Below are 21,643 nucleotides of genomic sequence, written 5' to 3' on the forward strand. Positions count from 1 at the left end.
AGGTCAAATTTGAGGTAACCCAAATGAATTTAACTTCTTTAATCAACAAATCTGCAAAAGCGTTAGCGTTAAGTGCGGCATTTGTAGCAGCGCCGTTTTTGGCTCATGCTGATGGTGCACAAAAACCTGCGGATCATTTTACTTATGAACCGCAATTAGATAACCAACGCGATCCAAATCAATATTGTGCTAAATGCCATAAATTCGACAAAGTAGATAAAAACCAAACTGTAGATCAGTCTGGTGGCGAACTCCACTTTGGTAAATTCCATGGTGCGCACTTAGATAAGAAAAATCCAAATAACGGTAAAGCAATTACTTGTGTAAGCTGTCACGGTAACATTTCTGAAAATCACCGTCGTGGTGCTAAAGATGTTATGCGTTTTGAAGGGGATATTTTCGGTAATAAAAAACCGATGTATTCAGTTCAAGAACAAAACCAAGTTTGTTTTGCTTGTCACCAACCTGACAAACTTCGTGAAAAACTATGGGCGCATGATGTACACGCAATGAAATTACCTTGTGCAAGTTGCCATACTCTTCACCCTAAAGAAGACGCAATGAAAGGTATTCAACCAAAACAACGCGTTAAACTTTGCGTAGATTGCCATGGTGAACAACAAAAACGTAAAGCAGAACAAGATAAACTAACCGAACAGAAGGATAAACAATGACAGCCTGCTCACGCCGAAACTTTGTTTCCGGCATGGGGGCTGTGATCCTTATGACGGGAACATCTTTACCTTCTTTTGCGAAAGAAGACAAGGCGGATAAACCTAAACGTTACGCAATGGTACACGATGAAAATTCGTGTATCGGCTGTACAGCCTGTATGGATGCATGCCGTGATGTGAACCAAGTGCCAGAAGGCGTTTCTCGCTTGGAAATCTTGCGCAGTGAGCCTTACGGTGAATTTCCAAATCAGGAATATGAGTTCTTCCGTCAATCTTGCCAACATTGTACAAACGCACCTTGCGTAGCAGTTTGTCCAACTGGTGCATCTTTTATTGATAAAGAGACTGGCATTGTAGATGTACATAAAGATTTATGCGTAGGCTGCCAATACTGTATAGCAGTTTGCCCATATCGTGTACGTTTTATTCATCCAGTACATCGTACCGCAGATAAATGTAACTTCTGCCGAGATACAAATTTAGCCAATGGTAAACAACCGGCTTGTGTGGAGGCTTGCCCAACCAAAGCATTAACCTTTGGGGATATGAATGATCCAATGAGTGCAGTTTCACGTAAAGTGAAAGAAAAACCGGTTTATCGCACTAAAGTGGAGTTAGGTACACAACCAAACTTGTACCACATTCCATTCCAACATGGGGAGCCTAGAAGATGACATTAGATTATCCAGTTCCATTTCATACGCCTAATCTAGTGTGGGATTCTACCATTGCGATCTACTTGTTCTTATTGGGGATCTCATCTGGTGCGGTACAGTTGGCAATTGCTTATAAACGTAGTAATAAATTAATGAATCCAAGTCAAAATTGGATTATTCGATCCGGTGTGATTTTGGGATCTGTGCCAACATTAATTGGTTTAACGCTATTAGTTTTCCACTTAGCAAGACCTTGGACATTCTGGAAATTGATGTTTAACTATCAATTCAACTCCGTAATGTCGATGGGGGTAATGCTATTCCAAATTTATATGTTGTTTTTAGTAATTTGGGGTGTGGTGGTTTTCAAAAAAGAAATCGAAGTATTAATTAATCGCTTTATGCCAAAACTACAATTTGTGATAAAACTCATCGGTATTGTAGAACGTATTGTCAGTCCAGTTGAAGTTATTCTTTTCATATTGGCTGCAGTGCTTGGTGCATACACTGGTTTCTTACTTTCTGCATTAATTAGCTATCCAATGTTGAATAATCCTGTATTACCTGCATTGTTCTTAGCCTCGGGTACATCATCTGGTATTGCCGCAACCTTCTTAATTATCTTGATTGCAGGAAAATTAAAAGGTGATTCTCACGAATCGCACTTCATCCACAAATTTGAAGTACCTATTATGGTGACAGAACTTGGTTTGCTTGTGTGTTTCTTCGTTGGCTTACATTTTGGTGGTGGACAAAAAACAGTTGCATTACATAATGCATTATCTGGTTTTTGGGGAGCCGTGTTCTGGATTGGGGTATTCTTTATTGGTATCTTGCTCCCATTAATTGCCAATATGTTTGTGAATGACCGCTTAAAATATAATCGTAACTTTATTATCTTAGTGTCAGTTTTTGACTTAATTGGGGTATTCTGTTTACGTTTCTTTGTTTTATATGCGGGACAATTAACAGTGGCATAAATCAGAATTATGTGTATAAGAAAGGCGTATTAATAAATACGCCTTTTTTCTTGTTTAAATAAGGGGCTGACATAAATTAGCAAGTGCGCTAGTCTATAAAATGAAGATAACCCATTGTAAATTAAATAAATCTATACAAAATAAGCTACTTGAATTTTTTGTATTAGAAGTCACAGCCCGAGCAACGGCTTATTTACTTGGTATCCACGCCAATTCAGCGATTTTGTTTTTCCGAAAAATTCCTAAAGCCATTAGTTATCATTTATCCCTTGAAGCCGATGAGTTTTTTGATGTGAGCAAATTTCACCACGAACGAATCAATCATTCCGAACTATTTGCGGTGAAACAAAACCATATAAATGGAATAGAAAATTTCTGAAGTCAGGCGAAGATAATACTCCGAAAATATAATGGAATTGACCGAAAAAACTTTCCATTATTCTTGAAGGAATGTGAATTTCGGTTTAACTTTGGAGCACTAAAAGAACAATTTAAAATATTGCGAAAATGGTATGGTACTTAGCGCTAATCTATGTCAGCCCCATTTCTTTTTATCAATATTTATTACTTTAATTTTCAAATCTTATTTCTTTGAATAACTCTCATTAGAAATAATCGGTAATGATTTCTAGAAAATACTGTGTTAACTAAAAGGATCATTTCGAAGAGACCTAATACCTACATGATATGAAAAATCCATAGCATCTCTCTTGATATTCTCTTCGTAATGGTGTTAAATCACTCACATATTGTGAGGTTATATCTTATTTAAATTATGTGTCAATTACTCGGAATGAATTGTAATACGCCGACGGATATTGTCTTTTCTTTTGAAGGTTTTCGTCGTCGTGCTGGTTTAACTGATTGTCATTCAGATGGCTTTGGAATTGCTTTTTTTGAAGGGCGTGGAGTACGTATTTTTCGCGACAATCAAGCTGCTAGCCTTTCCCCCATCGCTGATTGTGTGAAGCAATATAAAATCAAGTCTTTGAATGTTATTGCACATATTCGTAAGGCGACTCAGGGTGAAGTGAATATTGAAAATACTCATCCGTTTATTCGTGAAATTTGGGGGCAAAACTGGGTTTTTGCGCATAATGGTAATCTGAAAAACTTACCAGACATGACAGAACATTTTTTGCAGCCAATAGGTTCTACAGATTCTGAAGCTGCTTTTTGTTATATGGCGGAATATCTTAAAAATACTTTTCGTAAAAAACCGAGTGAAATGGAAATTTTTGAGGCTATTCAAAAAGTAACAAAAGAGCTTGCTCAACACGGCACATTTAATTTTATTATCTCTAATGGCGAATGGATGATAGCCCATTGTTCAACGAATTTACATTATGTCATGCGACAAGCGCCTTTTGGTAAAGCACACAGAATTGATGATGATGGTGTCATTGATTTTAGTGATTATGCAAAGGAAGGCGATAAAGTGAATATCATTACAACCTTTCCGTTAACTAAAGATGAAAATTGGACAAAAATGGAAAATGGTGGATTTGTATTTTTTAAGAATGGGGACAAAATTGCTGAAGTGGTAGGTACTCCGAAAGAAGCGATTGATGATGGTACCTTAGGTAATCGAGTAGCTTAATTAAATCTAGCCAAAGAAAAGTGCGGTTAAACTCAAAGAGAATTAACCGCACTTTTTTTATTGAAGCGTGAAACTAATCGGCACATTTAACCCAGAAGGGAATCCTGAAGGTCTTGCACCGACAGGTCTTGCGCTGTTAACTGCTTCTAATGCTGCATTATCTAGGCTTTCATCACCTGATGATTGAGTAACGCGAGCACCACTTAGTGAGCCATCAGGGCCTACATTGAAGGACACGCTGACTTTACCTTGCTTACGCATCATTTTTGCGCGAGTAGGGTAACGTTTATGACGTTCAATTTCACGACGAATTGCGGAGCGATAGGCTGCCATTTCGCTCGTGTCTGTTCCACTACCAGCCACTTGTGCATTGCTATTGGTGGCGCCAGTTGTGGTCGCTTTAGCATTCACGTTTGCACTTGAATCAATATTTTTATCACCTTTTGGTAGATCTTTATTGATTGATTTTTCCTGTGGTTTAACGTCTTTTTTCGGTTTATCCTTTGGCTTTTCTTTAGGTTTTTCTTTTGGTTTTGGCTTTTCTTTTTCCGGTTCTTTGATTTTTTGCGGTTCAGGTTTTACCGTTGGATCTTCCACAACCTCTTGTTTTTCTGGTTCTGGCTCTTTTTGTACATTTTCTGGCTCAGGAGCAGGTTCTTCCATCACCATACCTTGCACCATTTCCATGGAAATACTTGTGGATATGTCGCCTGATGCGCTATTGGCGCTATCACTTGGCTTATTCCAACTCCATAAGATTAATCCTACAACAATGCTGTGCACGATCAAAGAAATAAGCAAACCTAATAGCGAACGTTTTGTTTGCTGCATAATTATTCCTTAAGGCGTCGTTGGCACAGATTGAGCGGGTGCAGATTCTTGAGGATTTTTACCCGCACTTTTACCCTTATCTTTCATAGAAACAATAGCTACATTTTTGATCTCATTTTTAGAGAGCATATCTGTAATGGTCACAAAATCTTGGAAGGAGGCTTCAGCATCAATTTTTAAAGTGACTTTCTGATCTTTGTTCCATTGGGCAATTTCTGCTTCTAGGGCTTCTTGCGTAATAGGTCTATCATTGAAATAGAGTTGTTTATCCGCTGTCACAGTTAATAATTTAGCAAGCTCATCAGCTTTAAATGCAACGGCTGTACTGGCTTTAGGTACGTTAACTTGAATTTTACCTTGAGAGATAAAAGATGCAGTGATAAGTACCACAGCAAGCAACACCAACATAATATCAATGAAAGGGATAATGTTGATTTCATCGAATTTTTTCACAGACTATTCCTTATCTTTTTGTTCGTTTAACACTTTCCATTTCAAACGATTAACTTCAACTTTACGACCTAAACCGTTATAAAACACCATCGATGGAATAGCCACAAGAATACCTAATGCTGTCGCTTTTAATGCTAAAGACAAGTGCATCATAATCACGCCAGTGTCAATTTCGCCACCGCCATGACCGATTTGATAAAACGTTAATAAAATCCCGATAACTGTACCAAGCAAACCAACATATGGCGCGTTTGCACCAATAGTAGAAATCACGGTCATATTGCGATTTAAATCGATATCTAATGCGTGAATGGTGGAATAGTGTGCGACGTTTACCTTTCTTAAGAAAAGATAACGTTCAATTACCATGGCTAGCATAATAATGCTCATCAGTAATAATAAACCGATGATAAAGTAGTCACTGTACTGTTGTAAAAAATCAAAAAGCTGCATCATTTTTTCTGTCCTTATTATTTGAGAAATATCTTGGGAATATAATTGAGAATGAATTTCAATCAAGGATAAATTCTAGCAAAGGCGGAATAATGCGTAAATATTGAACTGAAAAAATAATGAATTTTTACCGCACTTTATATAGAAAAGTGCGGTAATTTTTGAAGGGTTATAGGGTTCGAAGATAATCGACGATAACTTGATGATGTTCTGTTGTTTTGAATTTATCAAATACGTGAATAATTTTTCCGTTTTCATCAATTAAAAAACTAATTCGGTGAATACCATCGTAAGTTTTCCCCATGAATTTTTTCTCACCCCATACACCAAATTTTTCTGCAATTTTGTGATCAGGATCGGAAAGTAGTGTGAAATTAAGTGCTTTTTTCTCAATAAACTGAGCTAATTTTTTCGGTGTGTCAGGGCTAATACCAAGTACAACTAAACCTAATTCATCTAATTCTGATTTACTATCACGCAATCCGCATGCTTGCGTTGTGCAGCCAGGCGTGAGTGCTTTCGGGTAAAAATAGACTAACACTTTTTTACCGCGAAAATCATTTAAAGAAACAGGTTGTTCTTGCTGATTAAATAACGTAAAAATGGGTGCTTGGCTACCAACGGATAATGGATTCATAAAAAGCTCCTTTGATGAAAAAATATTTGCAAATTCAAGTCATTTTAGCGACTATAACGAGCTATACCAAATAATAAAATTAAAAAACCAACGGAGGTTCTATGTCAGCACAAAATCCTTTATTTTCAGGCAGTATTGTTGCACTTGTTACACCTATGAATAATTACGGCGAAGTAGATTTCGCTTGTTTAGAAAAATTGGTGGAATATCACGTTGAGGCAGGCTCTAATGCGCTTGTTTCTGTGGGAACAACGGGTGAATCAGCAACATTAAGTATTGAAGAAAATGTAAAGGTTATTGAGAAGACGGTTGAATTTGCCAAGGGACGTATTCCTGTGATTGCTGGTGCAGGCGCAAATGCGACGAGCGAAGCAATTACAATGACAAAATTATTACGCGATAGCGGCGTTGCGGGTTGTCTATCCGTTGTACCTTACTACAATAAACCAACCCAAGAAGGAATCTTCCAGCATTTTAAAGCCATTGCTGAATGTACAGATTTACCACAAATTCTTTATAATGTACCAGGTCGTACTGGTAGCGATATGAAGCCAGAAACTGTTGCTCGTTTATCGAAAATCAACAACATTGTTGGTATTAAAGAAGCAACTGGAGATATCAGTCGTGTCACCAAAATTAAAGAACTTGCAGGCAAGGATTTCATCGTTTTAAGTGGTGATGATGCAACGAGTTTGGATGCGATGAAACTCGGCGCAGAAGGCGTGATTTCTGTAACGAATAACTTAGCACCAAAAGATATGGCGGATATGTGTCGCTATGCCCTTGCGGGAGATTTTGCTAAAGCAGAAGCAATTAATGCTCGCTTAATGCGTTTGCATCACGATCTTTTTATTGAATCAAACCCAATTCCTGTGAAATGGGCGGCTTATCGTTTAGGTTTAATTAAGTCAGCACATTTACGTTTGCCATTGACGGTGTTAAGCGAAGAAGTTCAACCAAAAGTAGAAGAAGCACTGAAAATCGCAGGATTATTATAAAAATCAGGGGTAAATCATTACCCCTAAACTTTTTGCATTATAGGCTGTCGAAGTGCGGTCAAAATTCATAAAGTTTTCAATTTAGTTAAGGTTCAAATATGAAAAAAATAATGTTGAGTTTAGCAGCGGTTATCGTATTGGCTGGATGTTCGTCTGATCCTGAAGCATTAAAGACTGCTAATGATTCTTTCCAAAAATCAGGGGCTTCTATCCCTGGATTTTCACCGTTGGCGAGCGGTGGCGTAATGCTACCAAAAGCAGATGATACTTATGCGTTGCCTAATATTGCTGTGAAAAAGGGAGAAAATATTGATATTCGTCCTCCATCAACACCGTTAGCGATTATTGAAAATTCATTAACACAATTTGATGGTGAACGAGCATTGATCGTGTATCCAGAACAACAAGCAAGTGTGTATAACCTCCAACAAGTTGAACGCTTATTAAAAGAAGACGGTATTTCATCAACGACGAATGGTGCGATTTTAACGACTGACTGGGCGCCTACAGGAAGAATTGGTGATAAATCGGGCACTGAGATTAAATATCAAGTAGAACAAGTTATGGCTCAAGATGCGAGTGCACTAGCAGTATCTGTTTTGCAAATGCGTCGTGATGGCGTGATTTTCACTCCAAGTGTATCTGATAAGCAACGTTATACGTCTGAACGCTTAAACCGCATTGTGTCTGCATTAACTTCTGCTTACAACAAACAGCAACAAGATTTATCTAGTGCATCTGTGGGAGCGGTAGCTTCGCAAATTATTCAGGATTTGAATGGTCAAACTGCATTAGCAATAAATGTTAATTTTGGTCAAGCATGGGAAAAATTAGGTGGAGCTTTACCTAAAGTGGGTTTTGCAATCAAATCTGAAACTGCAGGTAAAGGTTATCGTGAATTAAAATATTCAGCATTAAAAAAAGAAGATTGGTTACGTATGGGCGCTGAACTTCCAGAACTTGAAAATGGCACTTACCAAATGCAAATTTCTGATCATGGCAGACAAAGCTCCGTTGTCATTTCTGATGAAAAAGGCAAGGCATTGTCTGGCGATTCAGCCGCGAGAATTTACCAAGCAATTAGTAACTTGATTGCAAGATAAATAAAAGCTCAGCATTAGCTGAGCTTTTTCTTCAGAATAATCCTAATTTTTTCATTTGTTCAATGACAGGTTCGACTTGAATTTCTGCCATTAAATTTTTCCCTTTTAGTTTTGTTGCCCAAGGTAGTTCAGATGATGGTTTGCCAAATTCTTTTTGGGTATTTTCTTCATATACTGATACCACGTTATCTAAATTATTATAAGGTGCGGTACGCAAAGGATTGTGATACGCATATAAGCCAATAACAGGTGTTCCTTGTGTTGTCGCAATATGGGCAGGGCCAGAATCTGGCGAAAGTACCAGATCGACCTTAGAAATTAAAGCGGTAAGCTGTTTTAGGTTTGTTTTTCCTGCAATATTGGTTGGTGTGAAATGGCAAAGTGCGGTAATTTTTTCGACTATTTCTAATTCACGTTTAGCTGGCGAACTGCAGAAAATTACATTGATATTATACTGATGAGCAATATTGGCAACCTCTGCATAACGTTCGATTAGCCAATCTTTTTCTGCTTTGCTAGAACAAGGGGAAATTAATAAATTTTTACGCGAGAAATCAATAAATTGATCGGCAAATTTATAATCATCTTCTGAGATAGCTAATTCCCATTTCGGTTCTGCTTTCGGTACGCCAATATATTCAGCGAAAGCCATAAATCCATCTAATACATGAGGCGATGAGGGATCGGTGATACGACGATTTACAAATAGCCATTGCCCTTCGCGAGAACGTTTTTCTCCAAATCCAATTTTGAATTTTGCTTTAATTCCTAAAGAAAGGATTGATGCACGAAATGCTGTTTGCATATTTAATAGCGCATCAAACTGTTTATTTTTTAGTTGTTTCCAGAGTGATAAAACGCCTTTCCATCCCGCTTTTTTATCGTAAGGAATGAGCGTGACATTAGGAATGCCTGAAAGCAAACCCATTTCAGTTTTACCTACAATCCAAGTCATTTCTGTTTGGGGATAATATGCCTGAATGTGCTGAACCACAGCCAAGGCATGACAGACATCGCCTACAGCTGATAATCGGAGAATACAAAGGGATTTTGGAGCTTCGGTAAAAAGTGGCATTGACATTCCTTTCTCATTTAACTTGCGCCTATTTTAAAGTAGAATGAGTCCATTTTCTATTCATAACAACATTTCCATGCACCAATTCCAACAAGATAACCAATATTTTATCTTTAATTTTGACCGTACTTTTGAGCAAACAACCGAGTTTTTCCTAGCGGAATTTTGGCAAAAACAAGACCGACTGATAGGAAGTGCAAAAGGCCGAGGCACCACTTATTTCTTGCAAACGGAAGATTGGTTTGGCGTAAATTGTGCGTTGCGTCATTATTATCGAGGGGGACTTTGGGGTAAACTGAACAAAGATCGTTATCGTTTTTCTGATCTTGAAACTGCTCGTAGTTTTTCTGAGTTTCATTTGTTGCAACGTTTGTATGAAGCGGGTTTACCTGTGCCTAAACCGATTGCCGCACGTATTCAAAAAGGCAAGTTAGGTATTTGCTATCAAGCGGATATTTTGACGGAAAAAATCGAAAACGCGCAGGATTTAACCGCACTTTTACAAACACAAACATTGCCAAAAGAAACTTGGATGCAAATTGGTCGTTTGATTCGAAAATTACATGATTTACAGATTTGCCATACAGACTTGAATGCACACAATATTTTGCTTCAACAAACTGAACAAGAGCAAAAATGTTGGTTGATTGACTTTGATAAGTGCGGTGAAAAATCAGGAGATTTTTGGAAAGTGCAAAATCTGAACCGTTTAAAACGTTCCTTTGAAAAAGAAGTTGGACGAATGAATATTCAATTTACCGAGCAAAACTGGGCTGATTTAACGGCAGCTTATCATCAATAAAAGGACTAATTATGAAACAAAAAATCGTACTTGCTACAGGCAATAAAGGCAAAGTGAAAGAAATGGCTGATGTCCTATCTGATTTTGGTTTTGAAGTGATTGCGCAAACAGATTTAGGCATTGAAAGCCCAGAAGAAACAGGCTTAACTTTCGTTGAGAATGCGTTATTAAAAGCGCGCTATGCCTCAGAAAAATCAGGTTTACCAGCCATTGCAGATGATTCAGGCTTGGTGGTTTCCGCACTTAATGGCGCGCCAGGTCTGTATTCTGCACGTTATGCTGGTGAAGAGGGAAATGATGCTAAAAACCGTGAGAAATTATTGGCAGAGCTTGCTCATGTTGCACAAGATAAGCGCCAAGCCAAATTTGTGAGCTGTATCGTGTTTTTACAGCATCCAACGGATCCATCACCAATTATTGCTGAAGGCGAGTGTCATGGTGCGATTGGTTTTGAAGAAAAAGGTGAAAATGGTTTTGGTTATGACAGTTTATTCTTTAGCCCAGAACAAGGTTGCACATTTGCTGAATTAGAAACAGCTGAGAAGAAAAAAATTTCTCATCGAGCAAGAGCGCTTAAGGTATTAAAAAGTAAGTTATAAATCTAGTTAAAAGTATGATGATAAAAGGCACGCATATTTTTTATATGCGTGCCTTTTTATATGGATTTTATCTATAGCGGAAAAGTAATATTATTCAGCATGTTCACTTAAAAATCCGCCACTTTGATGATTCCAAAGTTTAGCGTACAGACCATTACGCTCCAGTAATTCAGCATGGGTACCTTGTTCAACAATTTGTCCTTTATCAAGCACAATCAGGCGATCCATCGCTGCGATGGTGGATAAACGATGAGCAATGGCAATCACAGTTTTATTTTCCATCATCTTATCGAGACTTTCTTGTATCGCCACTTCTACTTCTGAATCCAGTGCGCTTGTGGCTTCATCTAACAATAGAATTGGTGCATCTTTTAACATGACACGAGCAATAGCAATGCGTTGACGTTGACCACCTGAAAGTTTTACACCTCTTTCACCCACATGGGCATCGTAGCCTTTTCTGCCTTGAGCATCAGTGAGGAATGGAATGAAATCAGCGGCTTCTGCTCTTTCAGCCGCTAAAACCATTTCTTCATCTGTGGCATTAGGGCGTCCATAAATAATATTGTCACGCACAGAGCGATGTAGCAGCGAAGTGTCTTGAGTCACTAAACCGATTTGGCGGCGTAGGCTTTCTTGTTGCACATCTAGTACATTTTGCCCGTCAATGGTAATCGCACCTTGTTGTGCTTCATAGAAACGAAGCAACAAGTTCACAATTGTAGATTTTCCTGCACCAGAACGGCCGATTAGTCCGACTTTTTCACCTGGTTTGATGGTGAGATTGAAATGATTGAGCAGTGGTTTTGTCGGATCATAAGCAAAGGTAATATCGTTAAACTTAATTTCCCCTTGTGTCACTTGTAACGGAGATGCTTGAGGTTTATCCACAATAGTGTGAGGTTTGGTTAAAGTATTCATTCCGTCGTTTACAGTTCCGATATTCTCAAACAAACGCGCAGACTCCCACATAATCCAACGAGACAGCCCATTGACTCGTAATGCCATCGCGGTTGCTGTTGCAATTGCGCCCACGCCAACTTGCCCATTTTTCCATAAAATAATACCAAGTATTGCAGTACTTAACGTAAGTAGAATATTTGTAGTGTAAGTGAGTGTATCTAGTGATGTGGCTAAGCGCATTTGGGCATGCACTGTTACCATAAAATCTTCCATAGAACGTTTGGCATAAGCGGCCTCGCGCGAACCATGAGAGAATAATTTTACTGTGGCAATATTGGAATAAGCATCTGTAATGCGTCCTGTCATTAAAGAACGAGCATCAGCTTGTCGTTGAGCAGTCTTTGATAATTTAGGAATGAAGGTTCGTAGGATAAAAACAAAAATCGTAATCCAAGCAATAAATGGCAGTAAGAACCAAGAATCTAATGCTGCGAGAACTAATCCTGATGTAATAAAATATACGATGACATATACAAACATATCCGCAAGTGTAAGCACTGTATCTCGAACAGCAAGTGCGGTTTGCATTACTTTGGCAGACACTCTGCCAGCAAATTCATCTTGATAAAAACTCAAACTTTGTCCAAGCATTAAACGATGGAAATTCCAACGTAATCGCATTGGAAATACGCCTTGTAAGGTTTGTAAACGTACGGTAGAGGCTAAAAATCCCCACACAATGCTAACAAGTAATAGGGCAGCCATGCCAATTAATAAATGACCTTTTTCTTGCCATAATGTCTCAGGCGTGAATGTCCCTAACCAATCTACAAGCGTTCCCATAAATTGGAATAATACGGCTTCCATTACACCAGTACCAACCGTTAGCACTGTCAGTAAGAGAATCCAGCCTTTCATTCCTTCCATGCTAGACCAAATAAAGCGCAATAAGCCTTTTTTAGGTGTTGTTGGATTACCTTCTGGATAAGGATTTAAACGGTTTTCAAACCACGAAAAAATTTTGTTAAACATATCTTTTCCTTAAAAAGAAAAGGCAACAGATGTTGCCTTTCAAAAAACTTGGCGATTATAGCGTAAAAATTCTCCAATTTATAGGCTGGCAGATTTTCTGTATTGGCTTGGTGAAAGTTGGTAGTAATTCTTGAAGGCTTTACTAAAATGCGCCTCCGATTGATACCCCACCTCTAAAGCAATGGCAAGCACGGATTGTTGGGATTGTTTTAATAAAAACGCTGCTGATTGTAACCGCACTTGAGTAATAAAACGCCCTGGCGACATACCAAGTTGTTGTTGAAAAACACGAATAAAGTTTGCACGAGACATTGCAGAAAGATCGGCTAACTGCTCAATTCGCCAATCTTCTTGAGGACGTTGTAATATCGCACCCAGCACCGCATTTAATCGCTTATCTTGCAATGCGAGTAGCACACCGCCTGTAATTAAGTTCTCTTGAATCGCATGCCGTAAAATATAAATTAAAAGCACATTCGAAAGTGCATCGACGACTGATTTCGTACCTGCATCGTTTTTTTGTGCTTCTTGTAGAAAAAGCTGAACCAAAGGATGAATCGGTGTATCGCATAAATTGAGATGCAAATATTCAGGCATAGAAGCGGTGAGGAGTGCATCTTGCTGATAATAAAACGCCCCGCAGAACATTTTTAAATCAGGCGTGCCTTGCCCTACTTGATACAATTCAAATGCACCTTGCCAGCTTTTTTTCAATGATGCGTCTTTTGTTTGGTTGGACGAATGACGCATAAAGTGCGGTTGATTTTGGGGAAGGAAAAAGATATCACCTTCCTTTAAATGAAATTGCTTTTGTCCGAGTGTAAGCCAGCATTCGCCTTGTTCAATAAGATGGAATACGCCTTTTCCTGCATCTTTTTCTTGGTGGGCGACTTGCCATTCACCTTGAAATTCACAGCGAATATTAATTTCCCCACGCACTTGTGCTAAATGGGTGAGTTTATCTAAATAATCCATAATGAGATGTTAGCGATAAAAATTGAGATAAATAAGCAAGTATCATAATCCAATCTGCCTATAATTTGCCATACCAGTTCGTTATTAATTCAATATATTTAGGAGAACATTATGTTTGCAGATTGGAAAGAAGAAACATCACACGTTAAAAAATCATTTGGTGCGTTAGGTAAACAATATCCAAAAATGTTACAAGCTTACCAAGCATTAGGCGCAGCAGCGGCAGAAGGCAATGTGCTTGACGCTAAAACTCGTGAACTTATCGCATTAGCCGTTGCTGTAACAACTCGTTGCGAAAGCTGCATTAGCGTACACGCAGAAGAAGCTGTGAAAGCTGGCGCAAGCGAAGCTGAAGTGGCTGCAGCATTAGCAATGTCTATCGCATTAAATGCAGGCGCTGCTTATACTTATTCTTTACGTGCATTGGAAGCATATAACGTACAGAAAGGTTAATTACCCGTCATTCCATAGAGTTAAGTTGATTAAAGGAAAGGGAGTATTTTTAATACTCCCTTTGTTTTATCGATATTTGACTGCCTAACAAAATAAAAGCATTTTGCGATTAAAATTCTAACGATTTTCTAGCGCTTTTTTCACTGGGGCGAAGCTACGACGATGTTGCGGTAACGCGCCAAGTTCAGCTAATTTTTCCAAATGTAATTTGGTCGGATAGCCTTTATGCTGGGCAAAAGCGTACTCTGGATATTGCTTGTCTAATTCTTCCATTTCTTGGTCTCGTGCCACTTTCGCCAAAATAGAGGCTGCACTGATTTCCGACACAAGGCTATCGCCTTTTACGACAGCTTGCGCTGGAATACCTAAATCTTTTGGGATCTTATTGCCATCAACCAACACAAAGTGCGGTTGAATTTTTAAAGATTTTACTGCTCGAGCCATTGCCAGCAAGGAGGCTTGTAGGATATTTATCTCGTCAATTTCGTTAGCTTCTGCTCGTCCTAATGCCCACGCAAGGGCTTTTTGTTTGATTTCTTCAGCAAGGGCTAAACGTTTTTTCTCTGAAAGTTTTTTAGAATCAGCGAGGCCTTCAATTGGATTATTAGGATCTAAAATGACGGCTGCCGTGACAACCGCCCCAACTAGAGGGCCTCGCCCAACTTCATCAACGCCAGCGATCAATTCATAGCCTTGTGGATATTCAAACATTTTCTTTTCCTTCTAATAAATCAATGACCGCTTGGGCCGCTTGCTTATCGGCATTGCATTGAATTTTTTGGTGTAAATCCGTGAAGTGCTGAATTAAAACATGGCGATTTTTTACCGCACTTTCATCATTAGAAAGATAAGCAGATAGTTTTTCAGCGAGCAATTCTGGCGTGCATTCTTCTTGAATCATTTCAGGAACGAGCATTTCATTCGCAAGCAAGTTTGGTAAAGAAATATAATCGGTTTTCACTAAACGTTTTGCTAAGAAATAGGTCAGTGGTTTCATTCGATAGCCAACCACCATGGGGGATTTACAAAGCATTGCTTCAAGTGCTGCTGTCCCTGAAGCAAGCAATGTTGCATCAGCTGCGATCATTGCTTGTCGTGCATTGCCATTAATTAAATGCAGGTCTAGATTTGGTGCAATTTTAGCTTTAATGGCTTCAAATTGAATTCGTCGTTTTTCGTTAACCAAAGGAACGAGGAATTGTAAATCAGGAAATTGTTCTTTTAACAATAAAGCCGTTTTCAAGAAAGGCTCAGCCAGAAATTCCACTTCTGAACCACGACTTCCAACTAAGATTGCTAAATAGCGTTGTGTGGGATCAATCTGGAGCATTTGGCAGGCTTCGGCACGGTTTGGTTTAAGCGGAATAGCATCTGCCATTGTGTGCCCAATAAAACGGCAAGGTACGTTAAATTTATCGTAAAAGGCTTTCTCAAAAGGCAAAAAGGCAAGCACTTGATGAGTCGCTTTGGCAATTTTATGGATGCGATTTTGACGCCATGCCCATACAGAGGGGCTCACGTAATGAATAGTTTTAATTCCGTTTTCTTTGAGCTTGAGTTCTACATCCAAATTAAAATCAGGTGCATCAATGCCGATGTAAACATCAGGTTTTTCTTGCAACATGGTTTGAATGACATTTTTGCGAATTTTCAACAGACGTGGGAGATGTTTCAAGATTTCAGCCAAACCCATGACTGAAAGTTCTTCCATATCGACAAGCGTCTCACAGCCTTCAGCCAACATTTTTGGGCCAGCAATGCCAATAAAGCGTGCATTAGGATAATGAGCTTTGAGCTGGCGAATTAAACCAGCACCGAGAATATCACCAGATACTTCTCCTGCAACAAGAGCAATGGTTGGGTTTATCCTATTCATAAACGTTATCCTTGAATAAAATTAAAACAATAAAAATTACAAAGGGCGTTTGTATAAGTACGCCCTAATGTGATTTTTAATTTAACATGATATAAAACATCCTAGAACTACCATTCTAGAATTTACCTTCTAATGATAGATAGGTTCCCCATTGTTTACTACTAATCAGTCCATTTTTTATATAAGGTGTAAGGGATACACTAAATTTTGGAGAAAATTGGTAATTCAATCCTGAACTAATACTCCACTGGGTTTTGTGAATATTAAGATGATAGTCATGTTTGAGGTTTTCTATTTGCACAGCACCAGTCACATTACTTTTAATTTGATGTTCAATTTCTATATTATTTAACCATGTTAATTTAGTAGTTATTGAATAATTCCATTTTATACCTGATGCAAGTGAATGAACTGTCCATTTTATATTATTGTATTTCATTAAAAACTGAGAAGCAGGTGCATCATATCCATTTTGTTTAATCTGTGTATTTCGGTAAGATAAATACCAACCTAAAGAGTTTTTATTTGATAGTGTTAAGTCCTGACCCAATGTTAAATTCCATGAGATACCTTTATATCTGGTAACGCTGTTATTAAAATAGGGGGGGGCTAAATAAGAATTATTATTTTTTGCAATTCCAGCTACAATATATGAATTAGAAGGCAATTTATAATGTACGAAAGCCCCTATTCCAACATTATTATGAAGTGTACGATAGTTGTTTGGTAAATGATTTTCTAATGAACGCTCTATGTTTACTCCTAAAGTTAACTTATTTGTTATTCCGTATCCCAAACGCAGGCCAAGTAAATTATCATGTATATCATTTTTAGCCATATAATGATGTCGAATGCCATAACAAAACTCATTTTTATTAGCTATACAATAGGTTTGTAAGGAACGTAATTTATTAAATTGATGCTTCAATAATATACTATTGTTTTCTTCTAATTTTAGTTTCGATAGTGATTGGCGAGGCTCAACATATTCAGGTTTATCCATTATTGGCGCATTAGATGGCACAGCTGTAATTGAAACATATGTAACTACTGGTAGTCTATCTTGAAAATCAGCTTCACCATCCTTATCTCCATTAACCCCACCATTAAACTCTGGATATTCGGCTTCTTCAGGAATACCATTAACTGGACCTGTAAATTCACTTTTTGAATGTATCTCAGGTGAGCCTTTCTCATATAGAATTTTAGGGGCATCAGCTTCTTTATCAACAGCTACTTTCACTTTATAAACTTCAACAGATACTTTCTCTTCAGCAGATACTTTCACTTTATCAGCATCAGCGTAAACAGTGCCGTGGTCAATTTTGTCGTAAATCTTATAAGGTGTACTTACCTCTGCACGATGCACATCACTACAATTAGTAATACAACCTGTATATTCTGGTATTTCATGAATTGGTGGATCCATATCATTTACCCCTCCAGTAAACTCTGGAGATTCAGCTGCGACTTCTGGAATACCATTAACGGCACCATTAAACTCTGGGGGAAGCTCTGTTCTTATTACTTTGAAAGGAACGGCACCAATAGAAATAACATCTTTAATTATTAATGATTCAGAAATAGGAGATTCTTTATCATCAATCGAAACTGATAGATGTAGTGCTAATGTATCAGGAGAAGAAAATAAAAAGGTTGTAGTAAGAAAAAATTTAAACTTACTGTTGAGATTTAATAACATAAATTTTTCTTATAATTATTATGAATAGTGAATGAAAAATATTATTAACGAATAATACCGCGAGTTGAACGTTTGAAAAATTCAACAAAGAAACTGATGGCTGAATCGGTTTCTGCAATCTGCTCAATTTCTGGTAACACTTCTTCGAGTGTTTTGCCGCTACGATAGATCATTTTGTAAACGTTACGGATTGCGTGCATGGTTGGTTTATCAAAACCACGACGTTTTAACCCTTCTAAGTTTACGCCAAATGGACGGGCGTGGTTGCCTTGTGCCATAACGTAAGGAGGTACATCTTGGCTTACCATAGAACCACCACCTAACATGACGTGTGCACCAACGATTACAAATTGGTGAATTGCTGACATGCCACCAACAATCACGAAATCATCTAATTCTACGTGACCTGCAAGCGTTGCATTGTTTGCCAGAATACAGTTATTTTTAATTTGGCAATCGTGCGCAACGTGAACATTCACCATTAATAAGTTGTTATTGCCAATAGAGGTTACGCCACCGCCTTGGATAGTGCCACGATGGATTGTCACGTGTTCACGGATTCGGTTGCCATTACCAATAATCGTTTTGGTTGCTTCGCCGTTATATTTTAAATCTTGGTTTACTTCACCAATGCTAGAGAATTGATAGATTTCGTTATCTTCGCCAATAACCGTATCGCCACGTACGACAACGTGAGATTTCAATACAGTGCGAGCTTTAATTTCAACGCTGCCCTCAACAATACAGAAAGGCCCAATAAAAACATCTTCACCAATAACTGCGCCTTCTTCAACTAAGGCTGTAGGATGGATTTTTGCATTTGGGTGGATCATATTTACCCCCTTAATTAACGACGAGCGCACATTAGTTTTGCTTCACAAGCAATTTCACCGTTTACGGTTGCTACGCCAGTAAATGCAGTGATGCCACGGCGTTCTTTAATCACTTGAACGTTTAATTCCATCTGATCTCCAGGTAACACTGGGCGTTTAAAGCGCGCTTCATCAATACCTGCGAAATAGAATAATTCACCACCTTTTAATTCGTGAGTTTTAAAGGCTAAAATGCCCATTGCCTGTGCCAAAGCTTCTAAAATTAAAACGCCCGGTAAAATAGGTTCGCTAGGGAAGTGACCCGTGAAACAAGGCTCATTGACGCTAATATTTTTAATCGCTTTTAACCATTCACCTTCTTTAAAATCCAATACGCGATCCACTAATAAAAATGGATAGCGATGTGGTAATAAAGTCATAATTTCTTTTGATTCGATCACTCTTGGTTGTTGTTCTGACACGTTGATACCTTACAAAAAATAAACAAATAAAATCTCTTGGATTATACGATATTTACGGCTAAAAATAAAACGCACTCAATATAGCCTAGTGTTTAGGACGAATATCAATGGCTGGATCGTCATCTTTACGATATTTTTCATCAATTCGTTTTTGCAATCCAAAGTCATTTTTATCCGATTCGTTAGAAAATAAATCTTCTATTTGCGTTAATTGAGGATTTTTAATCCCTATCCAATTTGCGATTCCTTCTAAGAAGTTCAAACCAGATTTAAACACCTTATATTCTTTGCGTTCGGTATCATCTGATGAAATTTTGAATAGCGGAATATTATGGTGTTCTCGACTGAAACAGTTTTGATTAAACAAAAGTATATTATTTTTTTCATCTTGTTGGTGGCACAAACCGTGATCTGAGAAATAAATCATTGAGAAAGTGCGGTGATTTTTCTTCACGTTTTCTTCAAGCTGATCATATACGCGTTTTAAAAATTCATCAGTTTTCTTAATAGACGACACATAGCAATTTAAATAACCATATCTCGGATTAAGATCTTTATCGTCAAAAATTTTTGGATAATCTTCGACACGGTCGCAAGCCATTGGATGTGAGCCATAAATATGCAACACAATAAAACGTTTTCCTTGAACAGGATCTTCTAATACTTGGGCGAATTTTGGTAATAAATCAAAATCGCTAAAGTTAGTAGAATTAAAGCTCCCGCCTTTTTTTAAGAAAAAGGTTTCATCAGATTTTGAGGCAAGGGATGAAACTGGCGTATCGAATTCACCGAGCATACCTTGATTAGAAAGCCAATAAGTTTTCACGCCTGCAGATTTGATGAGATCCACTAAACTCAAGCTGTAATTGGGTTCCCATTTTTCTTTGTTAGGAAGGGTTAACATGAGTCGAAGTGAGGCTACAGTATTTGTTCCCGCTGAACGGAAACCATCAATCAACGTGCCTTTAGCGCTAGACATAAATGGCGTGTTTTCAATCGGATAACCATAGGCATGGTGATAATCTTTACGCGCACTTTCACCAAGAACAATAACATAATCATCATAGCGTGAATTTTCTAATGTTGATTTTCCCCAGTTATCAGATTGGGACATTTGTTTTAGTTTTTGCACTTCATCTACAATTTTTAATGTGGAACTTACTGTTTCTTTAATCGGTTCAGCAAGTGGCATGTTGTAGGCAAAGAGCAATGTTGCTAAGGCTATAAATGTTTTATTACGATAAAATTTTATGCCAAATTTCACCGCACTTTTGTACTGAAGAAAAATCAAAATAGGAATGGCGAAAGCAATTAAGTAACTACTCACTGGGATTTGCAATAGAAATTCCTTCGTTTCCAACATATCTGTCGCGAAAAGCGAGGCGATATATTGATAGCTTGGAGGGCCAAAATTTAGCCCCGTAGGCGTATAAAAAGCATGTAGTAATGCAAGCGGTAGCAAAATCAAATAGAAGGATTTTTTACTGCTGCTTAATAAGAGAATAGTTATTGTCGCAAGCAGAATGAGAGCCACACTTGGTTCTGTAAACATTCCAGAACCGATTAAAATAAAATAACCTGCTAATGCGGCACAAATCACCGCAAAAAGTGCGGGCAAAATTTGGCTTGTTTTTTTCGTGTTCATAATTGTCTTCCCTGAAAAGAAAATGTCGCTATTATCCTCCTTTCACTCAGAATTTCCATATTTAACTTCTTCACTCTTGAGCGGTTATTTTATAGAATAAGCCAATTTTTTAAGCCAGAGGAAAAAAAATAATGAGCCAACCAATTTATAAACGTATTTTATTGAAATTAAGCGGTGAAGCATTACAAGGAGAAGATGGTTTTGGTATCGATCCTGCGATTCTCGATCGTATGGCTGTTGAAATTAAAGAATTAGTGGAAATGGGCGTGGAAGTCGGTGTCGTTCTTGGTGGTGGAAACTTATTCCGTGGCGCAAAACTAGCAAAAGCTGGGATGAATCGCGTGGTGGGCGACCATATGGGAATGCTTGCTACGGTGATGAATGGTTTGGCAATGCGTGATTCTTTATTCCGCGCTGATGTGAATGCAAAATTAATGTCTGCTTTCCAATTAAATGGTATTTGCGATACTTATAACTGGTCTGAAGCAATTAAAATGTTACGCGAAAAACGCGTAGTCATTTTCTCTGCGGGAACAGGAAGTCCATTCTTTACCACTGATTCTGCTGCTTGTTTACGTGGCATTGAAATTGAAGCTGATGTTGTGTTGAAAGCGACTAAAGTTGATGGTGTGTATGATTGTGATCCAGCGAAAAATCCTGATGCAAAACTTTATAAAAATTTAAGTTATGCAGAAGTGATCGATAAAGAATTACAAGTGATGGACTTAGCGGCGTTTACTTTAGCTCGCGATCATGGCATGCCGATTAGAGTGTTCAATATGGGTAAACCTGGTGCATTACGTCAAGTAGTAACAGGCACCGAGGAAGGCACCACTATTTGTTAGTGAATGTAGAAAAGTAAAACGGTAGGAAAATTCCTACCGTTTTTGTTTGGCTCTAGC

23 protein-coding genes and 1 pseudogene are annotated in these 21,643 nt (G+C 38.1%); 11 read left to right on the plus strand and 13 right to left on the minus strand.

The features are described 5' to 3' along the window. Positions 1-23 precede the first annotated feature (23 nt). The 5 genes and pseudogenes from nrfB (at position 24) to DV417_RS02815 (ending at position 3,910) form a co-directional block, all read left to right on the plus strand. Positions 24-674, plus strand: a complete 651-nt coding sequence (gene nrfB, locus DV417_RS02795; protein ID WP_118878505.1) for a cytochrome c nitrite reductase pentaheme subunit — start codon at positions 24-26, stop codon at positions 672-674. After that, entirely contained in the window at positions 671-1,348 is a 678-nt protein-coding gene (nrfC, locus tag DV417_RS02800) for a cytochrome c nitrite reductase Fe-S protein (protein ID WP_046939769.1), read from the plus strand. Before nrfB ends, nrfC begins: the two co-directional genes overlap by 4 nt. Continuing rightward, on the plus strand, positions 1,345-2,310 hold the full coding sequence (gene nrfD / locus DV417_RS02805; protein ID WP_118800743.1) for a cytochrome c nitrite reductase subunit NrfD: 966 nt from the start codon (positions 1,345-1,347) through the stop codon (positions 2,308-2,310). Before nrfC ends, nrfD begins: the two co-directional genes overlap by 4 nt. A 100-nt stretch (positions 2,311-2,410) precedes the next feature. After that, positions 2,411-2,833 (plus strand): annotated as a pseudogene (locus DV417_RS02810) (transposase). Positions 2,834-3,085: 252 nt separating this feature from the next. Then, positions 3,086-3,910: a class II glutamine amidotransferase gene (locus DV417_RS02815; protein ID WP_114909531.1), complete on the plus strand. Its 825-nt coding sequence runs from the start codon at positions 3,086-3,088 to the stop codon at positions 3,908-3,910. 57 nt (positions 3,911-3,967) lie between these two features. Here the strand turns inward: DV417_RS02815 and DV417_RS02820 are convergent, their stop codons facing one another. The 4 genes from DV417_RS02820 to bcp all read right to left on the minus strand — a co-directional run bounded on the left by DV417_RS02820 (position 3,968) and on the right by bcp (position 6,284). Next, positions 3,968-4,741, minus strand: a complete 774-nt coding sequence (locus tag DV417_RS02820) for an energy transducer TonB (protein ID WP_118878506.1) — start codon at positions 4,739-4,741, stop codon at positions 3,968-3,970. A gap of 9 nt (positions 4,742-4,750) precedes the next feature. Beyond that, a complete protein-coding gene (gene exbD, locus DV417_RS02825) occupies positions 4,751-5,194 on the minus strand; it encodes a TonB system transport protein ExbD (protein WP_005627856.1) in 444 nt (147 codons plus the stop codon). A 3-nt stretch (positions 5,195-5,197) separates the two neighbouring features. After that, positions 5,198-5,650, minus strand: a complete 453-nt coding sequence (gene exbB / locus DV417_RS02830) for a TonB-system energizer ExbB (protein ID WP_005627854.1) — start codon at positions 5,648-5,650, stop codon at positions 5,198-5,200. Between the two features lie 166 nt (positions 5,651-5,816). Beyond that, positions 5,817-6,284, minus strand: a complete 468-nt coding sequence (gene bcp, locus DV417_RS02835; RefSeq protein ID WP_118878507.1) for a thioredoxin-dependent thiol peroxidase — start codon at positions 6,282-6,284, stop codon at positions 5,817-5,819. A gap of 101 nt (positions 6,285-6,385) precedes the next feature. Here bcp and dapA point away from each other — a divergent pair, with 101 nt between their 5' ends. Next, entirely contained in the window at positions 6,386-7,282 is an 897-nt protein-coding gene (dapA, locus tag DV417_RS02840) for a 4-hydroxy-tetrahydrodipicolinate synthase (protein WP_118878508.1), read from the plus strand. A gap of 98 nt (positions 7,283-7,380) precedes the next feature. Further along, positions 7,381-8,385: an outer membrane protein assembly factor BamC gene (bamC, locus tag DV417_RS02845; protein ID WP_118878509.1), complete on the plus strand. Its 1,005-nt coding sequence runs from the start codon at positions 7,381-7,383 to the stop codon at positions 8,383-8,385. A 31-nt stretch (positions 8,386-8,416) separates the two neighbouring features. On the opposite strand, the gene DV417_RS02850 is transcribed toward bamC, so the two are convergent. Next, positions 8,417-9,460, minus strand: coding sequence for a glycosyltransferase family 9 protein (locus DV417_RS02850; RefSeq protein WP_118781724.1), 1,044 nt, complete (start codon positions 9,458-9,460; stop codon positions 8,417-8,419). 76 nt (positions 9,461-9,536) lie between these two features. Between DV417_RS02850 and DV417_RS02855 the strand changes: the two genes are divergently transcribed. Together DV417_RS02855 and rdgB are read left to right on the plus strand one after the other, a co-directional pair. Further along, positions 9,537-10,262, plus strand: coding sequence for a 3-deoxy-D-manno-octulosonic acid kinase (locus DV417_RS02855; RefSeq protein WP_118781725.1), 726 nt, complete (start codon positions 9,537-9,539; stop codon positions 10,260-10,262). Between the two features lie 11 nt (positions 10,263-10,273). Then, positions 10,274-10,861 carry an RdgB/HAM1 family non-canonical purine NTP pyrophosphatase gene (gene rdgB / locus DV417_RS02860; protein ID WP_118781726.1) on the plus strand — a complete coding sequence of 196 codons (588 nt, stop codon included), beginning with the start codon at positions 10,274-10,276 and terminating at the stop codon, positions 10,859-10,861. A 90-nt stretch (positions 10,862-10,951) separates the two neighbouring features. Here the strand turns inward: rdgB and DV417_RS02865 are convergent, their stop codons facing one another. Together DV417_RS02865 and DV417_RS02870 are read right to left on the minus strand one after the other, a co-directional pair. Then, positions 10,952-12,796 carry an ABC transporter ATP-binding protein gene (locus DV417_RS02865; protein WP_118878510.1) on the minus strand — a complete coding sequence of 615 codons (1,845 nt, stop codon included), beginning with the start codon at positions 12,794-12,796 and terminating at the stop codon, positions 10,952-10,954. 78 nt (positions 12,797-12,874) lie between these two features. Further along, complete coding sequence (locus DV417_RS02870) at positions 12,875-13,771, minus strand: cupin domain-containing protein (RefSeq protein WP_118805640.1); 897 nt, start codon at positions 13,769-13,771, stop codon at positions 12,875-12,877. Between the two features lie 111 nt (positions 13,772-13,882). Here DV417_RS02870 and DV417_RS02875 point away from each other — a divergent pair, with 111 nt between their 5' ends. Beyond that, the gene (locus DV417_RS02875; protein WP_005627672.1) at positions 13,883-14,224 is read left to right on the plus strand and encodes a carboxymuconolactone decarboxylase family protein; all 342 of its coding nucleotides are present in this window, start codon (positions 13,883-13,885) and stop codon (positions 14,222-14,224) included. Between the two features lie 117 nt (positions 14,225-14,341). On the opposite strand, the gene rnhB is transcribed toward DV417_RS02875, so the two are convergent. From rnhB to DV417_RS02905, 6 genes are all read right to left on the minus strand, one after another. After that, entirely contained in the window at positions 14,342-14,935 is a 594-nt protein-coding gene (rnhB, locus tag DV417_RS02880; RefSeq protein ID WP_118805641.1) for a ribonuclease HII, read from the minus strand. Next, the gene (gene lpxB / locus DV417_RS02885) at positions 14,928-16,100 is read right to left on the minus strand and encodes a lipid-A-disaccharide synthase (RefSeq protein WP_118805642.1); all 1,173 of its coding nucleotides are present in this window, start codon (positions 16,098-16,100) and stop codon (positions 14,928-14,930) included. Before lpxB ends, rnhB begins: the two co-directional genes overlap by 8 nt. Positions 16,101-16,215: 115 nt before the next feature. Continuing rightward, positions 16,216-17,802: an SIALI-17 repeat-containing surface protein gene (locus tag DV417_RS02890; RefSeq protein ID WP_118878511.1), complete on the minus strand. Its 1,587-nt coding sequence runs from the start codon at positions 17,800-17,802 to the stop codon at positions 16,216-16,218. 44 nt (positions 17,803-17,846) lie between these two features. Further along, on the minus strand, positions 17,847-18,635 hold the full coding sequence (gene lpxA, locus DV417_RS02895; RefSeq protein ID WP_118878512.1) for an acyl-ACP--UDP-N-acetylglucosamine O-acyltransferase: 789 nt from the start codon (positions 18,633-18,635) through the stop codon (positions 17,847-17,849). A 14-nt stretch (positions 18,636-18,649) separates the two neighbouring features. Then, on the minus strand, positions 18,650-19,054 hold the full coding sequence (gene fabZ, locus DV417_RS02900; RefSeq protein ID WP_192878548.1) for a 3-hydroxyacyl-ACP dehydratase FabZ: 405 nt from the start codon (positions 19,052-19,054) through the stop codon (positions 18,650-18,652). 127 nt (positions 19,055-19,181) lie between these two features. Continuing rightward, positions 19,182-20,741, minus strand: coding sequence for a phosphoethanolamine transferase (locus tag DV417_RS02905; RefSeq protein ID WP_118878514.1), 1,560 nt, complete (start codon positions 20,739-20,741; stop codon positions 19,182-19,184). A 131-nt stretch (positions 20,742-20,872) separates the two neighbouring features. On the opposite strand from DV417_RS02905, the gene pyrH reads away from it, so the two are divergent. Continuing rightward, on the plus strand, positions 20,873-21,586 hold the full coding sequence (gene pyrH / locus DV417_RS02910) for a UMP kinase (protein ID WP_005628053.1): 714 nt from the start codon (positions 20,873-20,875) through the stop codon (positions 21,584-21,586). The last annotated feature ends 57 nt before the right edge of the window (positions 21,587-21,643 follow it).

The organism is Haemophilus haemolyticus, from assembly GCF_003490935.1.
Lineage (GTDB): Bacteria > Pseudomonadota > Gammaproteobacteria > Enterobacterales > Pasteurellaceae > Haemophilus > Haemophilus haemolyticus_M.